At 67.2% G+C, this 19395-nt stretch carries 18 protein-coding genes and 1 tRNA gene; 11 read left to right on the plus strand and 8 right to left on the minus strand.

Annotation, left to right across the window (positions count from 1 at the left end; genetic code table 11):
- The first annotated feature begins 74 nt into the window (after positions 1-74).
- Positions 75-2255: a selenide, water dikinase SelD gene (gene selD, locus LV82_RS00625; RefSeq protein ID WP_104068786.1), complete on the plus strand. Its 2181-nt coding sequence runs from the start codon at positions 75-77 to the stop codon at positions 2253-2255.
- A gap of 16 nt (positions 2256-2271) precedes the next feature.
- Here the strand turns inward: selD and mnmH are convergent, their stop codons facing one another.
- Positions 2272-3336, minus strand: a complete 1065-nt coding sequence (mnmH, locus tag LV82_RS00630; protein WP_104069254.1) for a tRNA 2-selenouridine(34) synthase MnmH — start codon at positions 3334-3336, stop codon at positions 2272-2274.
- A gap of 109 nt (positions 3337-3445) precedes the next feature.
- Between mnmH and LV82_RS00635 the strand changes: the two genes are divergently transcribed.
- The 4 genes from LV82_RS00635 (at position 3446) to LV82_RS00650 (ending at position 10292) form a co-directional block, all read left to right on the plus strand.
- Positions 3446-4153 carry an ABC transporter ATP-binding protein gene (locus tag LV82_RS00635; protein ID WP_104068787.1) on the plus strand — a complete coding sequence of 236 codons (708 nt, stop codon included), beginning with the start codon at positions 3446-3448 and terminating at the stop codon, positions 4151-4153.
- Positions 4147-6516 (plus strand): ABC transporter permease, encoded by a 2370-nt coding sequence (locus LV82_RS00640; RefSeq protein ID WP_245873020.1) that lies wholly within the window; start codon positions 4147-4149, stop codon positions 6514-6516. The genes LV82_RS00635 and LV82_RS00640 overlap by 7 nt, the downstream gene beginning before the upstream one ends.
- Positions 6517-6520: 4 nt before the next feature.
- A complete protein-coding gene (locus LV82_RS00645) occupies positions 6521-7726 on the plus strand; it encodes an efflux RND transporter periplasmic adaptor subunit (RefSeq protein ID WP_104068788.1) in 1206 nt (401 codons plus the stop codon).
- A gap of 61 nt (positions 7727-7787) precedes the next feature.
- Entirely contained in the window at positions 7788-10292 is a 2505-nt protein-coding gene (locus LV82_RS00650; protein ID WP_104068789.1) for a heavy metal translocating P-type ATPase, read from the plus strand.
- On the opposite strand, the gene LV82_RS00655 is transcribed toward LV82_RS00650, so the two are convergent.
- The gene (locus LV82_RS00655; RefSeq protein ID WP_170063323.1) at positions 10268-10912 is read right to left on the minus strand and encodes an FG-GAP repeat domain-containing protein; all 645 of its coding nucleotides are present in this window, start codon (positions 10910-10912) and stop codon (positions 10268-10270) included. The two genes, LV82_RS00650 and LV82_RS00655, sit on opposite strands and share 25 nt — an antisense overlap.
- Before the next feature lie 107 nt (positions 10913-11019).
- Positions 11020-11343 carry a 2Fe-2S iron-sulfur cluster-binding protein gene (locus LV82_RS00660; protein WP_104068791.1) on the minus strand — a complete coding sequence of 108 codons (324 nt, stop codon included), beginning with the start codon at positions 11341-11343 and terminating at the stop codon, positions 11020-11022.
- 112 nt (positions 11344-11455) lie between these two features.
- Here LV82_RS00660 and LV82_RS00665 point away from each other — a divergent pair, with 112 nt between their 5' ends.
- On the plus strand, positions 11456-11839 hold the full coding sequence (locus tag LV82_RS00665; RefSeq protein WP_104068792.1) for an OB-fold nucleic acid binding domain-containing protein: 384 nt from the start codon (positions 11456-11458) through the stop codon (positions 11837-11839).
- Here LV82_RS00665 and LV82_RS00670 read toward each other — a convergent pair.
- Positions 11818-12273 (minus strand): Lrp/AsnC family transcriptional regulator, encoded by a 456-nt coding sequence (locus LV82_RS00670; protein WP_104068793.1) that lies wholly within the window; start codon positions 12271-12273, stop codon positions 11818-11820. The genes LV82_RS00665 and LV82_RS00670 overlap by 22 nt on opposite strands.
- Before the next feature lie 124 nt (positions 12274-12397).
- Between LV82_RS00670 and LV82_RS00675 the strand changes: the two genes are divergently transcribed.
- The 3 genes from LV82_RS00675 to LV82_RS00685 all read left to right on the plus strand — a co-directional run bounded on the left by LV82_RS00675 (position 12398) and on the right by LV82_RS00685 (position 14092).
- Positions 12398-13447 carry a Glu/Leu/Phe/Val family dehydrogenase gene (locus LV82_RS00675; RefSeq protein ID WP_104069256.1) on the plus strand — a complete coding sequence of 350 codons (1050 nt, stop codon included), beginning with the start codon at positions 12398-12400 and terminating at the stop codon, positions 13445-13447.
- A gap of 60 nt (positions 13448-13507) precedes the next feature.
- Positions 13508-13705 (plus strand): heavy-metal-associated domain-containing protein, encoded by a 198-nt coding sequence (locus LV82_RS00680; protein WP_104068794.1) that lies wholly within the window; start codon positions 13508-13510, stop codon positions 13703-13705.
- Between the two features lie 90 nt (positions 13706-13795).
- A complete protein-coding gene (locus LV82_RS00685) occupies positions 13796-14092 on the plus strand; it encodes a hypothetical protein (RefSeq protein WP_104068795.1) in 297 nt (98 codons plus the stop codon).
- A gap of 4 nt (positions 14093-14096) precedes the next feature.
- Here the strand turns inward: LV82_RS00685 and LV82_RS00690 are convergent, their stop codons facing one another.
- The gene (locus LV82_RS00690; RefSeq protein ID WP_104069257.1) at positions 14097-14576 is read right to left on the minus strand and encodes a low molecular weight protein-tyrosine-phosphatase; all 480 of its coding nucleotides are present in this window, start codon (positions 14574-14576) and stop codon (positions 14097-14099) included.
- A 46-nt stretch (positions 14577-14622) separates the two neighbouring features.
- Here LV82_RS00690 and LV82_RS00695 point away from each other — a divergent pair, with 46 nt between their 5' ends.
- Positions 14623-15324, plus strand: coding sequence for an NAD-dependent deacylase (locus LV82_RS00695; RefSeq protein ID WP_104068796.1), 702 nt, complete (start codon positions 14623-14625; stop codon positions 15322-15324).
- A 2-nt stretch (positions 15325-15326) separates the two neighbouring features.
- Here LV82_RS00695 and LV82_RS00700 read toward each other — a convergent pair whose 3' ends face one another.
- Together LV82_RS00700 and LV82_RS00705 are read right to left on the minus strand one after the other, a co-directional pair.
- Positions 15327-17864 (minus strand): ABC transporter permease, encoded by a 2538-nt coding sequence (locus tag LV82_RS00700; protein WP_104068797.1) that lies wholly within the window; start codon positions 17862-17864, stop codon positions 15327-15329.
- The gene (locus LV82_RS00705; RefSeq protein WP_104068798.1) at positions 17861-18559 is read right to left on the minus strand and encodes an ABC transporter ATP-binding protein; all 699 of its coding nucleotides are present in this window, start codon (positions 18557-18559) and stop codon (positions 17861-17863) included. The genes LV82_RS00700 and LV82_RS00705 overlap by 4 nt, the downstream gene beginning before the upstream one ends.
- Before the next feature lie 82 nt (positions 18560-18641).
- Between LV82_RS00705 and LV82_RS00710 the strand changes: the two genes are divergently transcribed.
- The gene (locus LV82_RS00710; RefSeq protein WP_245873021.1) at positions 18642-19286 is read left to right on the plus strand and encodes an arylesterase; all 645 of its coding nucleotides are present in this window, start codon (positions 18642-18644) and stop codon (positions 19284-19286) included.
- A 29-nt stretch (positions 19287-19315) separates the two neighbouring features.
- On the opposite strand, the gene LV82_RS00715 is transcribed toward LV82_RS00710, so the two are convergent.
- Positions 19316-19391: transfer RNA gene (locus tag LV82_RS00715), tRNA-Trp, on the minus strand.
- Positions 19392-19395: the final 4 nt, after the last annotated feature.

Below are 19395 nucleotides of genomic sequence, written 5' to 3' on the forward strand. Positions count from 1 at the left end.
CGATGCGGGGGCGAAAGACCGGGCATGGCGCATGGCGTCGATTGGCGCTAGGGGATTGGGCAAAGGAGGTGTCGATGCAGGTGCAGATTCCGCTGACGCGCGACCTTGTGCTGATCGGGGGCGGGCATACCCATGCGCTTGTCCTGCGCATGTGGGGCATGAAACCCCTGCCCGGCGTCCGGCTGACGCTGATCAACCCGACGCCGACCGCGGCCTATTCGGGCATGTTGCCGGGCCTCGTTGCCGGGCATTATCCCCGTTCGGCGTTGCAGATCGATCTGGTCAAGCTGGCGCGTCATGCCGGGGCCAGGCTGATCCTTGGCCGCGCCGAGGGCATCGACCGGGAGTCGAGACGTATTCGCATTTCCGGCCGCGCGCCCGTCGCCTATGACATTGCCTCGATCGACATCGGCATCACCTCGGACATGCCCGGCCTGCCGGGTTTCGCCGAACATGCCGTGCCTGCCAAGCCGCTGGACGCCTTTGCCGATCGGTGGGAGGCGTTCGTCGAGGCGGTCGAAGCCCGCCGCGCGCCCCCCGACGTGGCGGTGATCGGGGCAGGTGTCGCCGGGGTCGAGCTTGCCCTGGCCGCGCGTCACCGGCTGGGAGATCACGCGCGCGTTGCCTTGATCGAGCGCGCCCGGGCGCTGTCCACATTGGGATCTGGAGCGCGCCGTGCGCTTTTGCGCCATCTGCGACAGGCCAATGTCACCTTGCACGAGGCCGCCCGCGCGACCGAAGTCACCGAGGACGGCGTCACCCTGGCCGACGGTCGGCTTGTGCCGGCGCGGTTCGTCATCGGCACCGCGGCCGCGCGGGCCCAGGATTGGCTGGAAACCACCGGCCTTGCCCTGACCAACGGTTTCGTGCGCATCGGCCCGACCCTGCAAAGCGAAACCGACCCCGCGATCTTTGCCGCAGGCGACATCGCCCACATGGTCCATGCACCGCGCCCGAAGGCCGGCGTCTATGCCGTCAGGCAGGCGCCGATCCTGCTGCACAACCTGACCGTGGCCCTGACCGAGAAGGGCCGGATGCGCCGCTATCGACCCCAACGCGACTATCTGAAGCTGATCTCGACCGGCCATCGCGGGGCGGTGGCCGACAAGTGGGGCCTGCCCCTGGACGGCGCATGGCTGTGGCGCTGGAAGGACCGGATCGACCGCGCGTTCATGCGCAAGTTCCAGGACCTGCCGCGCATGGACCCACCCGCCCTGCCCGATCCGGTCGCTTCCGGGGTGGCCGAGGAACTGGGGCGCGGCAAGCCGCTTTGCGGCGGATGCGGGGCCAAGGTGGGCCAGGCCGATCTGCGCGCGGCATTGGCCGACCTGCCCGCCCCCGCGCGCGAGGACGTCCTTTCCCGGCCCGGCGACGACGCCGCGGTCCTCGCCCACGGGGACGGGCGGCAGGTGATCACGACCGACCATGTGCGCGCATTCGTCGAAGACCCCTGGCTGCTTGCCCGCATCACGGCCATTCATGCCATGGGCGATGTCTGGTCGATGGGGGCCCGCCCGCAGGCCGCGCTGGCGCAGATCATCCTGCCGCGGATGAGCCCGCGCCTGCAGGCCGAGACCCTGCGCGAGATCATGGCCGCCGCCGCCGAAACCTTCGGCGCCGAGGGTGCCGACGTCGTGGGCGGGCATACGAGCCTGGGCGCAGAACTGACCATCGGATTTGCCGTGACGGGCCTGACCGAAGGCGAACCGATCCGGCAGGCGGGTGCCCGCCCCGGCGACTGGCTGATCCTGACCAAGCCGATCGGCACCGGGGTGATCCTGGCCGCCGAAATGGCCCGCGAAGCCCCCGGGGAAGTGGTTGCAGCCGCGCTGGCCTCGATGGCCCGTCCGCAGGGACAGGCCGCGCGCATCCTCGCCCCCGTGGCCCATGCCATGACCGACGTGACGGGCTTTGGGCTTGCGGGGCATCTGCTGACCATCTTGCAGGAATCGGGCACGGCCGCGCGCATCTCGCTGGCCCATGTGCCAATCCTGCCGGGCGCCGAGGACCTGGCGCGCGCCGGACACGGATCGACCCTGCTGCCGGCGAACAGGACGGTCGCGGCGCACATGTTCCTGACCGAAGGCCCCCGCGCCGATCTGTTGTTCGATCCGCAGACCGCCGGCGGCCTGCTGGCCGCGATCCCGGCGGATCAGGCCGAAACGGTCCTTGCCGCGCTGCGCGCGAATGGCACGGATGCGGCCGTCATCGGGGCGGTGACCGAAGGCGACCCCTTCATCACGGTCGAGGATTGACCCGTCACCGGCGGGATCAGACACGCGCCAGCATGTCAAACGCCGCACGCGCCACGCGCGCGGCTATCTCGGGCAGGGCATCCGCGCCAAGATCGGCGACCTCGATCACCCGGTCGCGCGTGGATTCGAACCGCGCGCGGTGCTTTTCGTAGCGCGGATCATAGTGGAACTGCATCAACTCGGCCGCCAGCGTGACGTGATCGCGGGCCTCGGCCAGCGCCAGCCAGCGCGCGATACGCTCGGCCGGATGCAGGGGACGCAGCAGCGCGATCACCTCGGCAAGGCGCGCCGCGTCTTCGGTCAGGTCGGCATAGCCGCGCGCCAGGTACCGCGCCCGCGCCTGAAGCGGCGCGGCTAGACGCAGCCGGGGTGCGTTGCACATCGCCTGCCAAAGCCTCTTGGGCAATTGCACCGCGCCGATGCGCGAGCTCTCGGCCTCGACGACGACCGGGCGGGCGGGGTCCAGCGTGGCCAGCGCCATCGCCAACCGCCCCTCGAACGCCTTCTGCGACGGCTGACCGCCCATGCGCGCGCCAAACAGCGAGCCGCGGTGATTGGCCAGACCTTCCAGGTCGATCACCTGCAGCCCGTGCTCCGGCAGCAGGTTCAGGATCTCGGTCTTGGCCGTCCCGGTATTGCCGTCCAGAACCATGACCGGCGCGCGCACCGGCGCATTCTGCAGCTCGTCCACAACCAGCCTGCGCCAGGACTTGTAGCCTCCGTCGATCAGTTCGACCCGCCAGCCCACCTGTGACAGGATCGTGGCGAACGACCCCGAACGCTGCCCCCCGCGCCAGCAATAGACCAGCGGCCGCCAGCCACCGGGCTTGTCGGCCAGCGGACCTTCCAGATGACGCGCGGCATTGCGGGCGACCAGGGCCGCCCCGATCTTGCGCGCCAGAAAGGGCGATTGCTGCTTGTAGATCGTGCCCACACGCGCGCGCTCGGCATCGTCAAGCACCGGCAGGTTGATCGCGCCGGGCAGGTGATCCTCGGCATATTCCGAGGGCGAACGCACGTCGATCACCGCGTCGAAGTCGAACGCGGCAACCTGCGACAGGGATGTCAGAACCAGAGCCATGGCCACCTCATAGCGCCACGGATGGCCGCCGGAAAGACGGTGCGACACCGTTGCGCCAGATCAAGGCGCACGCAGCCCCGGCACGAATATGGTATCAACAGGAGACGCCATGACCGCGACCGTATTCAGAACCAGAGGGCTGACGCGCATCTATGACACCGGCAAGGTGCAGGTGCGCGCGCTGGATGGCGTCGATCTGGACCTGTTCGAATCGGAATTCACGGTGCTTCTGGGGCCTTCGGGATCGGGCAAGTCCACACTCCTGAACATCCTTGGCGGGCTGGACCGGCCAAGCTCGGGCACGGTGATGTTTCGGGATATCGACCTGACAAGGCTGGATGACACTCAGTTGACTGCCTATCGGCGCGACCATGTCGGGTTCGTGTTCCAGTTCTACAATCTGGTCGCCTCGCTGACGGCGCGCGAGAACGTCCAGCTTGTCACCGATGTGGCACGCGACCCGATGCCACCAGAAGACGCCCTGCGCCTGGTCGGGCTGGAAGCGCGGCTTGACCATTTCCCTGCCGAACTGTCGGGCGGCGAGCAGCAGCGCGTTGCCATCGCCCGGGCCATCGCCAAGCGACCGGACGTCCTGCTGTGCGACGAACCGACCGGGGCGCTGGACAGCAAGACCGGCGTTCAGGTGCTCGAGGCGCTGCATATGGTCAACATGCAACTGGGAACGGCAACCATCGTCATCACGCACAACGCCGCGATCCGGCGCATGGCACACCGTGTCGTGCGCTTTCAGGATGGCCGCGTCCTGTCGGTCGAAACGAACGATCACAGGATCGCACCGCAGGAGATCGCATGGTGATGCGCGCGCTGGACAGAAAGCTGTTGCGCGATTTTGCGCGGCTGTGGGCCCAGGCGCTGGCGATTGCGGTTGTACTTGGCTGTGGCGTGGCGGCGCTGGTCACCTCATTCGGGATGTACCAGGCGCTGAATGAAAGCCGGCACGCCTATTACGAACGCAACCGTTTTGCCGATATCTGGGCCAGTGCGCGGCGGGCGCCGATCCATCTCGTGCCGCTGGTCGAATCCATTCCCGGCGTGCGCAGCGTCGAGGCCCGGATCGAGGGCATGGTCACGCTGGACCTTCCCGGCCGGGTGCCGATCGCGGTGGGTCACATCGTGTCGCTGCCGACTTTCGGCCCGCCGGTGCTGAACGTCCCCGTTATGCGGTCCGGCCGCCTGCCCGACCCCGATGCCCGCGACGAGATCGCGGTCAACGAGCCCTTCGCGCGCGCGCACGGCTTTGCCCTCGGAGACCGCATCGTGGCAAACATCAACGGCAAGCGGCGCGTTCTGGTCATCACGGGCACGGTCCTGTCGCCCGAATTCATCTATACGCTGGGTCCCGGCGCGCTGATGCCCGACCGGGAAGGCTTTGCCGTCATCTGGATGCCCGAGCGCGCGGCCCAGGGGGCCTTTGACATGAACGACGCCTTCAACAGCCTGACCGTCGCGCTGCATTCCGGGGCGCGGATCCAGGACGTGATCGCCGCGATCGATCGGCTGCTCGAGCCTTATGGCGGAACCGGGGCGCATGGCCGCGACCGGCAAGAGTCCGACAGCTTCGTCTCGGCCGAGATATCTCAGCTCTGGACCATGACGATCGTGATGCCGCCGATATTCTTCGGCGTCGCGGCCTTTCTGGTGAACATGGTCCTTGGCCGGATCGTGGCGCTGGAGCGGACCGAGATCGGCCTGCTGAAGGCGCTGGGCTATTCGAATGCGACGATCGCGGTGCATTACCTTGCGCTTGCCGCGCTGACCGCGATCGTGGGTGTGGTCCTTGGCTGGATCGTCGGCGCACGGATGGCCGGGGGGCTGGCCCGGCTTTATGCGCGGTTTTTCGATTTTCCCTATCTGATCCTGCGCGCTTCGTGGACCGTTTACGGAATCTCGGGCCTCCTGGCGCTGGCATCGGCCTCGGTCGGCGCGCTGCGCGCGGCGCTGTCCGCGGCACGGCTGCCACCCGCGATCGCGATGCAGCCGCCTGCCCCGCCGTCGTTCCGGCGCACGGCAATCGACCGCGCCTTCGACCACCTGCGCCTGTCCCAGCCGACGATGATGATCGTGCGCTCGATCCTGCGCTGGCCGCTGCGGGCCGCGGTCAGCGTGCTTGGCCTGTCGATGGCGGTCGCCGTGCTGGCAGCCGCAAGCTTCTTCGACGGGGCGCTTGACCGGATGATCTGGCTGACCTTCGACCAGGCCAATCGCCAGGATGCGGCGCTGATCCTTGCCCAGGACCTGCCGGAAGGCGCGATCGATGAAATCGCGGCGCTGCCGGGCGTCCTGCAGGCCGAGGCCCAGCTGGTCGCCCCGGTGATCCTGCGCAACGGGCATCTGTCGAAACATGTCGCGATCGAGGCACGCCGGCCCGATGCGGACCTGTCCCGCACGGTCTCGTCCGGTGGACGGGTGATCGCGCCGCCGCCGGGCGGACTCATCCTTCCTCAACGTCTGGCCGACTATCTTGGCATCGCCCCGGGCGACGCGGTGACGGTCGAATTCCTGACCGGCCGGCGCGAGACATTGCACATGCCCCTGTCGGCAACGATCGAGCAATATGTGGGCATCGGCGCCTATGCCGATTTCGAAACGCTGAATGCCCTGCGCCGTCAGGCACCGTTGATCAGCGTGGCCAATGTCACCCTGGACCCTGACGCGACCGAGGCCTTTCACCGCGCGGTCAAGCAACTGCCCAAAGTCGCCGGCGTCGCCATGCCGACCGATGCGCGCCGCTCGTTCCAGGACACGATCCGCCAGAACATCACGATCACGACGACCGTCTATGTCACGATTGCCGTGCTGATCACCCTGGGCGTGGCGTATAATGGCGCGCGCATCCAGCTGTCCGAGCGCGCGCGCGAACTGGCCAGCCTGCGGATCATCGGATTTTCGCGCGGCGAGGTGTCGTTCATCCTGGTGGGCGAGACGATGCTGCTGGCGCTTCTGGCCCAGCCCCTTGGGTGGCTCTTCGGAATGGGGATTTCATGGGCCTTCGTGCGGGGCGTGAACAGCGACCTGTATCAGGTCCCCTTCGTCGTGCAGCCGGCCCTGTTCGCGCGTGCGTCTCTGATCGCATTGATCTCTGCATTGGCGGCAGCGCTGATCGTCAGGCGCCGTATCGACCGTCTGGACCTGATCGCCGTCATGAAAACGCGGGAGTAAGCCCATGAAGATCAAGCCTCGCAACGTGATTCCGGGCGCTCTGGGCGCGGGCCTGCTTCTTGCGCTGGCCTTCGTGGCTTTCCGTGAAGACCCCGTTGCCGTCGATCTGGCAAGGATCGACCGCGCGCCCATGCGCGTGACGATTGACGCAGAGGCGTATGCCCGGGTCCGCGAACCCTATGAGGTCGCGGCGCCGATCGCGGGCAAGACGCGCCGCGCTCCGGTGCGGGCCGGGGACCGCGTGATTGCCGGCGAAACGGTAGTTGCGGTGGTTGACCCGGCTCCGCCCGCACTTCTGGACGCGCGATCGCGCGAACAGGCCGAGGCCGCCGTGGCCGAGGCCGAGGCGGCGCTGGCCGCGGCACAGGCCCAGTTTCGACAGGCGCAGGAAGAGCTGGCCTTTGCGCGTTCGCAATATGACCGGGCGCGCAGGCTGACCGAACGCGGCGTCATGTCCGAGACGCAGTTCGAGGAAGCCGGCCAGCGCCTTGCGATCCGCATTGCGGCCGAGGAAGCCGCGCGTGCCAATGTCACGATGGCGCGCAGCCGCCTGCAACGCGCCCGGGCGGCACTGATCGAGCCGGGCACTGCCGCCGGCGGACGCGACGCCTGCTGTGTCAATATCCGCGCGCCGGTCACCGGCACGGTCCTGGCCGTGGACATCATCAGCGAACGCCCGGTTGCCGCAGGCACACGCCTGTTGACGATCGGCAAGACGGACGATCTGGAAATCGTCGCAGACCTTCTGTCCGCAGATGCCGTGCGCCTGCCCGAAGGCGCGCGCGCCCTGGTCGAACGATGGGGCGGGCCGGAGCCGCTCGAGGCACGGCTGCGCAAGGTCGAGCCCAGCGCGCATGTCAAGGTTTCGGCCCTCGGCATCGAAGAGCGCCGGGTCGATGCGCTCTTCGATCTGACATCACCGCCCGAATTGTGGCGTGGATTGTCCGACGGCTATGCGCTTTTTTTGCGCATGATCTCGTGGGAATCCGAAAACGCCCTGCAGGTGCCGCTTTCCGCGCTGTTCCGCCGCGACGGCGACTGGGCGGTGTTCCGGCATCGCGACGGGCGGGCAGAGACCGTCCCCGTAAGGATCGGGCATCGCAACGCCACCATGGCCGAAATCCTGTCGGGGCTGGAGCCAGGGGACATGGTCGTGCTGCATCCTTCGGACGCCATTTCCGATGGCACGAGGATCGCGCCCAGGCCCTGACGCGATTTGACATTTGCCGCGGTCGGCCACATCTGGGTGACACAGGCTTCGGGGGAATGTCATGGAGAGTCGGGAAACGGTCTTTGAGATGCAGGGCATGTCATGTGCGTCCTGCATCGGTCGAGTCGAACGGGCGCTGAAATCCGTTCCCGGCGTCCAGGCGGCCGAGGTGAACCTGATGGCGGGCACGGCGCGCGTGCGCCATGGCGCAGAAGTCTCGGCCAATGATCTTGCCCAGGCTCTGGGCAAGGCCGGCTATCCCCCGGCCGAAACCCAGACAAGGCTGCGGATCGAAGGCATGTCCTGCGCATCCTGCGTCGGCCGGGTCGAGCGCGCCCTGAAGGCATTGCCCGGCGTCATCGAGGCCGAGGTGAACCTTGCCACCAACTCGGCCCGTGTCCGGCATCTTGCCGGCGTGGTCTCTGCGCAGGCTCTGGCCGATGCGGTCACGCGCGCGGGCTATCCCGCACAACCCGACAACGAAGACACAACCCGGCCGGCCAAGGATCATCACGCCAAGGATCATTACGGGGACGAGTCCGCCCGGCTGCGCCGATCCTTCCTGATTTCGGCCGCCCTCGCGCTGCCGGTCGTGATACTTGCCATGGGCGGCCACATGGTTCCCGCCTTTCATCACTGGATCGCCGCCACCCTGGGCGAGGCGAACTCCTGGCGCATCCAGTTCATCCTGACGGCCGCCATTCTGCTTGGCCCCGGCGCGATCTTCTTTCGCCACGGGATTCCCGCATTGCTGCGCGGCGCGCCCGAGATGAACTCGCTGGTGGCGATCGGCAGCCTTGCGGCCTTTGCCTATTCCACGATCGCAACCTTTGCACCCGCGCTCTTGCCCGAAGCCGCGCGCGAGGTCTATTTCGAGGCCGCCGCGACCATCGTGACGCTGATCCTTCTTGGGCGGATGCTCGAAGCCCGCGCCAAGGGTCAGGCCGGCGAGGCAATCCGCCGCCTGATCGGGCTGCAGCCGGACTCCGCGCGGGTCGAGCGCAACGGCCGCGTGACCGAGATCCCTGTCGAGGAACTGCGTCCCGGCGACATCGTGCATCTGGCACCCGGCGAGCGCGTCGCCGTCGATGGCGTGATCGTGTCGGGACATGGCTGGATCGACGAAAGCATGCTGACGGGCGAACCCGCCCCCGTGGAAAAGGGCCGGGGTGACACGGTCACGGGCGGCACGGTGAACGGACAATCCGCCCTGGTCTATCGCGTAACCGCGACCGGCGCCGATACCGTTCTGTCGCGCATCATCCGAATGGTCGAACAGGCCCAGGGCGCCAAGCTGCCGGTGCAGGCGCTGGTCGATCGCATCACCATGTGGTTCGTACCGGCCGTCATGGGCGTTTCGGTCGTGACCTTCGCGGTCTGGATGGTCTTCGGCCCCCAGCCGGCCTTGACGCATGCGCTTGTTGCGGCGATCTCGGTCGTGATCATTGCCTGCCCCTGTGCGATGGGGCTGGCCACGCCGGTCTCGATCCTGGTCGGAACGGGGCGAGGCGCCGAGCTTGGCATCCTGTTCCGGCGGGGTGATGCGCTGCAAAGACTGTCGGAGGCACGGCTTGTCGCATTCGACAAGACGGGCACGCTGACACAGGGCAAGCCGGAAGTGACCGACCTGCTTGTTGTCCCGGGCGTGGACGAAGCGGCCGTTTTGCGCCTTGTTGCGGCGGCCGAGGCTAGGTCCGAACATCCCCTTGCCCGCGCGCTGCTTGACCATGCCCGGATGCGTGGCATCGACGCCCCGCCTGCCGAGGACGTCCGGGCCCTGCCGGGCAGGGGCCTGTCTGCTCGCTCAGACGGTCATGCCATCCTGATCGGAAATGCGCGCGCCCTGGCCGAATCCGGGATCGAGATTGCCGCGCTGGAACAGCGGATAGCCGATCTTTCGGCCCGCGCGCGGACGCCGGTTCTGGTGGCGATTGACGGGCAGCTTGCGGCCCTGTTCGGAGTCGCCGACCCGATCAAGCCCGGCGCACGCGCGGCGATCGAGGCGCTCCATGCGCTTGGCCTGACCACGGCGATGGTGTCCGGGGACACGGCATCCACCGCGCGCACGATCGCAAGGGAACTGGGCATCGATCGAGTCGAGGCCGAGGTGCTGCCCGACGGCAAGGTCGCCGTGATAGAGGAGCTGAAATCACAGGGGCTGACGGCCTTTGTCGGCGACGGGATCAACGATGCGCCGGCGCTGGCCGCGGCCGATATCGGCATTGCAATGGGAACGGGCACGGATGTGGCCATCGAGTCAGCCGAGGTCGTCCTGATGACGGGCGATCCCGAAGCCGTGGCCGATGCGGTGCGCCTGTCGCGCGCCACGATGCGCAATATCCGACAGAACCTGATATGGGCCTTTGGCTACAACGTCGCGCTGATCCCGGTCGCGGCGGGGGTACTTTACCCCTTTGGCGGACCGATGCTGTCGCCGATGCTGGCCGCGGGAGCGATGGCCTTGTCTTCGGTCTTCGTGGTGACCAACGCGTTGCGTCTGCGCCGCGCGGGGCCCTGGCGGTCAACGCGGCCGCTCGCGCGTCAGTCGCAGCCCGCGACTGCCTGAAAGCTCTGCGGACCGCGATAGGGACCCAGATCGGACAAAGACAGCGCGTTGCCGTGCAGTCGCGCCCCGACGACCCTGCGCCATCCCGCATCGGCCAACAGGATCGTGGGCTGCCCGTCGCAACGGGCAATCCGGCCTTCGATCACCGATTGGCCAAAGCGATGATTGCTGACGCCGCCGATCTTTGCCACCGGGACCAGTTGACCATCCTGCCACCGCAGAACCTTCAGCACGCGCCCCAGATGCGGCGTTTCGACATAGGCAATCTCGACCCGACCATCCTCATCCAGATCGGCCGCACCCGTCGGCGCCAGCCAGCGAAATCGGCGGCCAATGAACGGTGTTGCCGCCGCGCGGGTCAAACCAGTGTCATTCAGATGCCAGACGGCCAGCCGGGCACCCTGATCGGCATGGCTCTCGACCACGATGATCTCGGCAGAACCGTCGCCATCGAGATCCGACAGGCGCGGGGCGGTGTCCTCGAAGACAAGATCCTCGGGCAGCGTAGCCGTCAGCGCCCGGCCATCGGACAGGCGCACGCGCATTTGGCCGTGTTCGACCGGATCGCCCAGCGCCCCATGTGGATAGCGTGTCGTCGGCGCCGCGTATTCGGCTGCCACGATCCCGACCCGCACCGCGTCATTCGCGGTTGCGACACAGGCGGCCAGGCCAAGACAAAGCGCGAGCAGACCCCCAGGTCTGCCCGCACCTCTGCCCGCCCGCCGCATCAGATCTGCTTTTCGGGCATGTAGACGCGCAGACCGTCCAGCTCGTCGGTGACCTTGATCTGACAGGTCAGGCGCGACCGCACCGGATCGGGCTGCCAGGCGAAATCCAGCATGTCCTCTTCCATCGGGTCTTTCGGAGGCAGGCGATCCACCCATTCGGGATCGACATAGACATGGCAGGTCGAACAGGCACAGGCCCCACCGCAATCGGCCTCGATCCCGGGGATGCCGTTGTCGCGCGCGCCCTCCATTACCGTCAGCCCGTTGGGAACCTCGACGACATGTTCCTTGCCGCCATGTTCGACATAAATGATCTTTGCCATTGCGCGCCCCTGCCTTTGCACATTTCCACAACGCGACATAAGCCAAGCCGCCCGCCATTTCCAGAGGGACGGCACGCTTGCCTGCGCGGCCGGATGTTCTATTATTGTTCTCATGCTGAACGACTATCGCCCCCTGCGCGGCTGGCCGCGCCCGCCTTCCGCGATTCCGCATGACCGCCTGAACGAACCGCCGCGCGGCGCGCGCGTCACGGTCGCCGGGCTGGTTCTGGTGCGGCAACGTCCCGGAACGGCCAAGGGCACCGTGTTCATCACGCTTGAGGACGAGACCGGCGTGGCCAATGTCATCGTCTGGCCCAATGTCTTTCGTCGGTTCCGCCGGGCGGTCGTCACCGGACGTATGCTGCGCGTGACCGGCCGCCTGCAGCGCGATGCCGAGATCGTCCACATCATCGCCGACGAAATCGAGGACATCTCGGACATGCTGGACGACTTGCTGCGCCCGGATATCGCGGATCACGATACCGGCAGGACATGACGCCGCACCATGGTGCGCAGCGCAAAGGACGACCGCAGCGACCGGATACCCGGCACCCGCATCAGGCGCTCTTCAAGAAAGCGGTCGAAATCGGAAAGATCAGCCGCCACCACGCGCATCAGGATGTCGCGCGATCCCGTCATCAGATGGCACTCCATCACCCGGTCAAAGGCCCGCACGGCGCGTTCGAACGCATCGATGGCCTCGCGCGTCTGGGTCTCCAGCTCGACCCAGACGAAGACCGAAACCGGCAGTCCCAGCTGCGCCTGATCGACGCGCGCGCCATAACCCTGGATCAGGCCGTCACGTTCAAGCCGCGCAAGGCGGCGCGCGCAGGGCGTTGGCGACAGGCCGACCTCTGCCGCCAGCTCGGTTATGGACATGCGCCCGTCCCGCTGCAGCGCGGTCAGGATGCGGCGATCAATGGCGTCCATGCATTTTCTCCAAAATTTGCTTCAAAAATGGCGGATACCACCAATATTGAAACAGAATAAGCCGTTATTTGGCGAAAAGCTGCAAACCCATGGTGCTATGTTGGACCAGAACAAGGAGAGCGCCATGCAGACGACCAGGGTTGAGACCAAGGAACATGAAGAAGTCTGGCGCGTCAGCGACCCCGATACGGGCCTGACGGGCTTCATCGCGATCCATTCGACCAGGCTGGGGCCAGCCGCCGGAGGGCTGCGCATGCGCCCATATGCCAGCGAGGCCGAAGCCCTCGAGGACGCTCTGCGCCTCTCGCGCGGGATGACGTTCAAGAATGCCGCGGCCGATTTGCCGCTGGGGGGTGGCAAGGCGGTCATCATCGGCGATCCCGCCCGTGACAAGACGCCCGATCTGCTGCGCGCGATGGGCCGGGCCGTCGATGGGCTGAAAGGCCGCTACTGGACGGCCGAAGACATGGGCATGACCACCCAGGACATGGCGATCATCGCCGAGGTCACACCCTATGTCGCGGGCCGCGCGGACGCGCCGCACGGCTCGGGCGATCCTTCGCCCGTCACGGCGCGGGGCGTGTTCAACGCGATCCGCCGGGCCGCGCGGCATCGTCTGGGCGTCGAAAATCTAAACGGTCTCACGGTTTCGGTCCAGGGGCTGGGCAATGTCGGCTGGCATCTCTGCGCATTGCTGCATGGCGATGGCGCCGATCTGGCCGTCAGCGACATCGACCCAACCCGGGTAGGCCATGCCGTCGCCGAATGGAGCGCCCTGGCAGTCGCACCCGAGGAAATCCACAGCATCGCGGCCCAGATCTTCGCGCCCTGCGCGATCGGGGGCATCCTGAACGAGCGCACGATCCCCGAGCTGGCGGCCGAGGTCGTGGCGGGCGCCGCAAACAACCAGCTGGCGACCCCGCAGGACGGCGACCGGCTGCATCAGCGCGGCATACTCTATGCCCCGGACTTCGTTGCCAATGGCGGCGGCATCATCAATGTCGCGGCCGAGATCCTGGGGATCGAGGATCGCGAAACCTGGGTCGCCCAGAAGCTCGACGCGCTGGACCGCACGATGGAGGCGATCCTGTCGGCCGCCGAGGCCGAGAATGTCAGCCCCAACGCCATTGCCGAGCGCATCGTTGCGGAAAGAATGGCCCGCGCGGCGGCCTGATGCCTTGACCTTGCCGGGCCGCAGTCCGATCTGTGGGGGAAAGCTGCAGGAGAGCGAAGCATGAAACTGTCCATCCCCGACATGAGCTGCGGCCACTGCAAGGCCGTGGTGGAACGCACGATCATCGAAATCGACAGCGGTGCCGACGTGATCGTCGATCTCGACAACCGAACGGTCGAGGTCAAGACCACGGCCGCGCCGCAGGCGCTGGTTCAGGCGCTCGAGGCGCAGGGTTATCCGGCGAAGATCCTCGATTGATCCGCTTGCCCGATTCGGCCCATTGACGCATGATGGGATCGGAACGGGCGGCACGACAGAACCGCCCGCCAAGGGAAAGGGCCTGTCGAGATGAAATACCTGTATCTTGCGACGGCGGTGCTGGCGCTTTCGCCCGCAGCGGCAGATGCCGGCGCGATCGAATCGGCCTGCCAGCGCGCAGGCAAGCCGGTCAGTCGCGCCCTGTGCAGCTGCATCCAGAGCGTGGCCGACCGCACCCTGAGCAGATCGGATCAGAAGCTGGCGGCGAAACTGCTGCGCGATCCGGACAAGGCAGACGAAATCCGCGCATCGCGTCGCAATTCGCACAAGGCGTTCTGGGAACGCTATCGGGCGTTCGGGTCCAGAGCCGAGCAGACCTGCAGCTAGACGGTCAGCCCTGCCCCCGCACCGCCCTGCCCCGCACCGGCCCAAGCGCCGTGACAAGCGCATCCGCCGCACGCTCGATCAGGTCCAGCGCGCCGTCGAAATCGCGCGTGAAATAGGGGTCGGGCACGTCATCCCCGGCGCCCGGCAGCCAGAACAGCATCAGGCGAACCGGCGTCCGTGCGTCTCCCGGCCTCCTGGCCTCGATGTCGGACAGGTTCTGGCGGTCCATCGCCACGATCAGGTCGAATCGCTCGAAATCCGCTGGCGCGAACTGGCGCGCGCGCAGGCCGCCAAGATCGTAGCCGCGCGCCGCGGCGGCCGCGATCATCGGCCCATAGGGTGGCTTTCCCACATGCCAGTTGCCGGTGCCGGCGCTGTCGACCGTCAGGTCCAGCCCCGCCATGCGGGCCTTGGCCGAAACCACGGCCTCGGCCGCGGGCGAGCGACAGATATTGCCCAGGCAGACAAACAGAATACGCTGCATTCCAACCTCTTCCATTCTGGAACCGGGGTGGCAGAATGGACGCGCGATGTCAAAACCTGCTCATGTCTTCATCCTGACCGGCGCGGGGATCTCGGCCGAGAGCGGGCTGCAGACCTTCCGCGACAAGGGTGGCCTTTGGGCGAAATACGACTGGCGCGCGCTGGCCACGCCCGACGCCTTTGCCCGCGATCCGGCGCATGTTCTGGAATTCTACGACCTGCGCCGCCAGGCCGTGCGGCAGGCGCAACCAAACCCGGCCCACGAAGCGATTGCGCGGCTTCAGCAGCGATTTCGCGGCCGTGTCACCCTGGTCACGCAGAATGTGGACGACCTGCATGAACGGGCAGACAGCCCCGAGGTCATTCACATGCATGGCAGCCATCTGACCGCACGGTGCTGCGCATGCGATCACCGGTGGCCCGCGCCAAGCCAATTACGTGTTTCCGACCCCTGCCCCGCCTGCGGTGCGCGCCCCTGCCGCCCCGACGTCGTGTGGTTCGGAGAGATTCCGCATCATCTGGACCAGATCGCAGAGGCACTGGCCGATTGCGACCTCTTTGTCGCGATCGGCACATCCGGCACGGTTCAGCCAGCGGCGAGCCTCGCCCATGCCGCCCGCGCGGCTGGCGCGCACACGCTTGCGCTGAACCTGCAGCGGACCGAGAACAGCAACCTGTTCGATGAAACCCGCCTGGGCCCGGCCAGCAGGATCGTCCCCGAATGGGTCGAGCGGATGCTGGCCTGCTGATTTCAGTCGCGCGCCCGCAGGACGCGCGCGGGGCGCACCGACAGCGGACGCAGCGCGAACAGAAGCCCAGCGACCAGCGTCGTCAGCGCGCCGCCCGCGACGATTCCAAAGGCCGAAACCGGCTCGAATCGATAGTCACCTTCCATGACCAGTTCCATGACGATCGCGCCGGCAAGCGCGCCGAAGATAACCGCCACACCCCCCGCCGCCGCTCCGGTCAGGGCCGACCGCAGGGCAAAACTGCGCAGGATCAGCGCTCGTTCGGCGCCAAGGGTCTTCAGGATTGCAGCCTCGTAGATCCGCGCCCGTCCACCCGCCGCGGCGGCACCGATCAGCACGACCAGCCCGGTCAGAAGCGTGACGCCGGCCGCGATCGCGGTCGCCCGCGCGATGGCCCGCAGGGCCTCGGCAACGCGGTCCACGACGTCGCGCACCCGGATGGCCGTGATGTTCGGCCAGTCGGATGCCAGCTCGCGCAGGATGCGCGCCTCGGCCTCGGGCGCGGCGTGGACGGTCGCGATCCAACTATGCGGCGCGCCCGCCAGGGCCGCGGGGTTCATCGACATCACGAACCCGATCCCACCGGTCGAGAAATCGACCTCGCGGAACGAGGTGATCGTCGCCTCGATGTTGCGGCCAAGGACATTGACCGTGATCCGGTCGCCCAGTTTCAGGCCGATCTCCTCGGCCTCTTCGCGCGCAAAGCTCATCTGCGGAGGGCCGTCGTAATCTTCGGGCCACCATTGGCCCGCGGTCAGGCGCGTGCCGGGGGGCGGTGCGGCCGAATAGGTCAGACCGCGATCCCCGCGCACGACCCAATGGTCGCCCGCGACCTCGCGCGCATCCTGCCCGTTGATCCGGGTGATGACACCCCGCAGCATGGGCGCGGCCTCGACCCTGGTGACCTGGGCGTCACCGGTCAGACGCTGCATGATCGGCCCGATCTGGTCGGGCTGGATGTCGATGAAGAAGTAGCTGGGCGCGACCTCGGGCAGGTCACGGGCAATGGCGCCACGCAGATTGGCGTCGATCTGCCCGATTGCGGCAAGCACCGTCAATCCAAGCCCCAGCGACAGCACCACGGCGCGGGTTTCGTCGCGGGGACTTGCGATCGCGCCCAGGGCAAGGCGCAGGGCCACGCGGCCCCGCGCCACGCGCGCCAGGCGGCGCGCAACCACCCGCAGCCCAAGTGCGGTCAGTGCAAGAACCGCCAAGGCAAGCGCGACACCGCCCAGCGTCCCCAGCGCAAGCCACGTCATGCCCGAAAGAAGCGTCGCCGAAACCACCAGCAGCCCCGCGATTGCGGCCAGAACGGCCGCAAGCCCCCAGCCGGGCCAGCGGCGTCGTTCGGCGCCAAGATCCCGGAACAGGGCAGCCGGCCGAACCTCGCGCGTGCGCGACAGGGGCCACAACGCAAACAGGCCAGCCGACAGGGCCCCGTAGAGTGCGGCCTCGGCCAGCGCGCCTGGGGCAAGGGAAATATCGACAGGAACGGGCAGACGCGCACCGATCAGCGGCCCGAACAGGATCGGCAGACCGGCGCCCAAGGCAAGCCCGGCAAGGATGCCGATGGCCGCCAGTAGCGCAATCTGAAACAGATAGACCGCAAGTATCGTGCCGCCTTCGGCGCCCAGCGCCTTGAGCACCGCGATCGTTTCGGTGCGCGTTTCAAGGTAGGACGTCACCGCCGTCGCGATGCCGACGCCGCCCACGGCAAGTCCGGCCAGCCCAACGAGGACCAAAAAGGCCCCCATGCGCTCGACAAAGCGCAGCATTCCCGGCGCGCCGCGTCGCGCATCGCGCCAGCGCAGACCCGTATCGCGGAATTCCGACTCGGCCCGGGCCTTCAGCGCGTCCAGATCCGCGCCATCGGACAGACGCAGGCGGTAATGCGTGTCAAACAGGCTGCCCGGCACGATCAGGCCGGCCGCGCGCAGGTCGCTTGTCCGCACGATCGTTCGCGGCCCGAAGGCAAAGCCCGCAGCGACCGAATCGGGTTCTCGCAACAGACGGGCGGACAGACGAAAACGTCCGGTACCCAGCATGAAGACATCCCCGACCTCCAGCCCCAGCCGGTCGGCCAGAACCGGGTCCATGACCGCTCCGGGCATGTTGTCGCGCTTGCCCAGCGCGGACTGCAGATCGATGGGTGGGTCCAGCACGACCTGCCCGACCAGCGGATAGGCCGCATCCACGGCCTTGATCTCGGTCAGCGCGCGTTGGGCCAACGCGCCTTCGCCCACGACGACCATCGAACGCAGCTCGACGACCTCGCTGATGGCGCGCGCGTGGCTTTTCATGAAGGCAAGCTCGTCTTCGGTCGCAAAGCGGTAGGTGAAGGACATTTCCGCGTCGCCACCCAGCAGGACCGCGCCCTGCTGGGCCAATGCGCGCTCGATCGCCGCGCGCACGGTGCCCACGCCCGCAATTGCACCGACGCCCAGCATGAGGCAAAGCAGGAAGACGACAAAGCCCGACAATCCGCCGCGTAGCTCGCGCCTTGCAATGCGAAAGGCCAGGCGAAGATCCGCCACGCTCATTCGGCGACCTTCCGGCTGGTTTCGGCACCCGCGATCCGGCCGTCCTGCAGGCGGATGATGCGATCGCATCGATCGGCCAGTTCCGGGGCATGCGTCACCAGGATCAGCGTGGCACCGTGGCGGTCACGCAGGCCGAACAGCAAGTCCATGATCGTGGCGCCGGTCGCGCCGTCCAGATTTCCCGTCGGCTCGTCCGCCAGAAGAATCGCCGGACGCCCGACCACGGCACGGGCCAGTGCCACGCGCTGCTGCTCGCCGCCCGACAGCTGGGCGGGGTAATGATCCATGCGCGCGGAAAGGCCGACGGCGTCCAGCTCCTCGGCCGCGCGGGCGAATGCGTCAGGCGCGCCGGACAGCTCCAGCGGCACCGCGACATTTTCCAGCGCGGTCATGGTCGGAATCAGGTGGAAGGATTGGAAGACGATGCCCATATTCTGCCTGCGGAACCGGGCCAGCGCGTCCTCGTCCATGGCGGTCAGGTCATGGCCCAACGCCAGAATACGGCCCGCGCTTGCCTGTTCCAGCCCGCCCATGAGCATGAGGAGCGACGACTTGCCCGACCCGGAAGGACCGACCAGACCGATACTTTCCCCGCGTCCGACAGAAAGCGAGATGCCCTTGATGATTTCGATTGGCCCGGCATTGCCCGACAGCACCAGCCGCACATCGTTCAGATCAATGATACTGTCCGCCATCCGTTCCTTCCGCCGAAAGTCCACATCTGGTGGATATGGGGCATGGAGGGCGAAAGGCAAGCTGATCGCACTGGTTGCAACCATGTTCGCCGCGCTGCCGGCCTGGGCTGCGCCGGTGAACGTGCTGGCCTTTGGCGACAGCCTGACCGCCGGCTATGGCCTGCCTGCCGAAGACGGTTTCGTGCCCCAGCTGCAGGCCTGGCTGAATGACAAGGGGATCGAGGCTGTCGTGATCAATGGCGGCGTCTCGGGCGATACGACTGCGGGCGGACTGGCGCGGATCGACTGGGCTTTGACGCCGGATGTCGATGCCATGATTCTGGCGCTTGGCGGGAATGATCTTTTGCGCGGACTGCCGCCCGAACAGGCGCGCGCCAACCTGGATGCCATCCTGTCGAAGGCCGATGAACGCGGCCTGCCGATCTTGATCATTCCGGTCGAGGCACCCGCGAATTACGGCCCCGACTACAAGGCGCGCTTCGACGCGATCTGGCAGGACCTCGCTGCATCGCATGGCGCCCTTCTGGGACCGCCCTTCCTGGGGCCAATCACCCGGATCGCGGATCGCTCACGCGCCCTTGCCGAATACATGCAGGCCGACGGCATTCACCCGAATGCAAAAGGCGTCGCGCTGATCGTGCAGGAAGTCGGCCCATACGTGGTCAGGCTGATCGACCGGGCCCGCACGGGCACCGATACTCTGCCACAGGGCGCATTATCGCAATAATCGGAAGTGCCGCAATCGAGAGACTGGCCTGGCAGGGGCAGAGGGACTCGAACCCCCGACCCTCGGTTTTGGAGACCGATGCTCTACCAACTGAGCTATACCCCTGTGG

It is taken from the genome of Albidovulum inexpectatum (assembly GCF_002927635.1).
In the GTDB taxonomy this organism is placed as follows: Bacteria; Pseudomonadota; Alphaproteobacteria; order Rhodobacterales; family Rhodobacteraceae; genus Albidovulum; species Albidovulum inexpectatum.